We start from the raw sequence: 1,158 nt of genomic DNA, 5'->3' as shown, positions 1-1,158 counted from the left end.
CCCGGCGCCCCCGCCCCGCGCCCCCTGCGGGCGCCCCCCCCGCCCCGCGCCCCCGGGGGGGGGGGGCGCGGGCGGCAGGGGCACACCCGGATAGGGCTCGGGCGGCCGAACCTGGATGCGGGTGAAGATATTCTGGTAGACGACGACGGGACTCATTGTGTCTCGCCCCCCCTAGTGGATGTTTCGCCAGATCGGCAGGTTGAGCCACCAGCCCCACCATTCGGGCCAGCCGCGGGTCCAGAAGGGTCCGCTGATCACGATGCACACCGCGCTCCAGAATCCGGCGGAGAGCGCCAGGAACAGGCCGAGGCGGTGGATGCCGAGCGTGCCGATCGAGTAGCCGATCAGGTCGCGGAAATACGCGTTCTCATGCTCCGCGGCCTTCACCACGTCGCCCTTCGGCGGGTTCACCGCCGACAGCACCAGGCCGCCATGCATCGCCAGAGCGAGCACGGTGGTGAAGAAGAAGGTCACGGCGATCATGTGCGCCGGATTGTAGTGGAAATGCAGGTGCTGGTAGCCGACGTTCGACACCCAATCGAGGTGGCTCCAGATGCCGTAGGGGAAGCCGTGGCCCCAGGCGCCCATCAGCAGCGGCCGGATCACCACGAGGGTGACATAGGCGAAGACCGCGACGCTGTAGGCGACCGGGATGTGGTACCCCATGCCGAGCTTGCGGCTGATCTCCACCTGGCGCAGCGCCCAGGAGGCGAAGGCCCCGATGGCGCAGAAGGTGATCCACTGCCAGAGCCCGCCTTCGTACATCGGCGCCAGGCGCAGGCCGTAGGCGAGGTCGGGCGGCGGGATGTTGATGAGCCAGGGATTGAAGGTGCCCTGCTTGGCCGCGCCCATGAAGATGAGAGCGGTGCCGATGAAGGTGAAGAAGGCGGTGGTGACGCCGAAGAACCCGACCCAGAAGGGCCCGATCCAGAAGTCGAACAGGTCACCGCCGACCAGCGTCCCCCCGCGGACGCGGTATTTGCGTTCGAAGGTCAGCATTGCCATGGAATGAGGCTCCCATCCTGGCCAGGCATTGCCCTGCCCAACCCTTGCGTCGTCCCCGACAGCGGGCGAAGCCCGCCGCACCGCCGCCCGCGCCAATCGCGATGCTCGCCCGCGGCGGGGGCGGTTGGTTTCCACCCCCAGTCGCGCCGGGGG

At 68.8% G+C, this 1,158-nt stretch carries 1 protein-coding gene; it reads right to left on the bottom strand.

The genetic code is table 11. The annotated features are described in order from the left end of the window. Window positions 1–171: 171 nt before the first annotated feature. Window positions 172–1,005, bottom strand: coding sequence for a photosynthetic reaction center subunit L (gene pufL, locus AC1MIR_RS12655; protein ID WP_480028507.1), 834 nt, complete (start codon window positions 1,003–1,005; stop codon window positions 172–174). Window positions 1,006–1,158: the final 153 nt, after the last annotated feature.

Source organism: Falsiroseomonas sp. RANM36, from assembly GCF_056682175.1.
This window is presented reverse-complemented; position numbering and strand designations above follow the sequence as displayed.

What these genes read in the sequence shown, in the direction of transcription:
- pufL (WP_480028507.1), bottom strand. Translation starts at nt 1,005, where the DNA reads ATGGCAATGCTGACCTTCGAACGCAAATACCGCGTCCGCGGGGGGACG.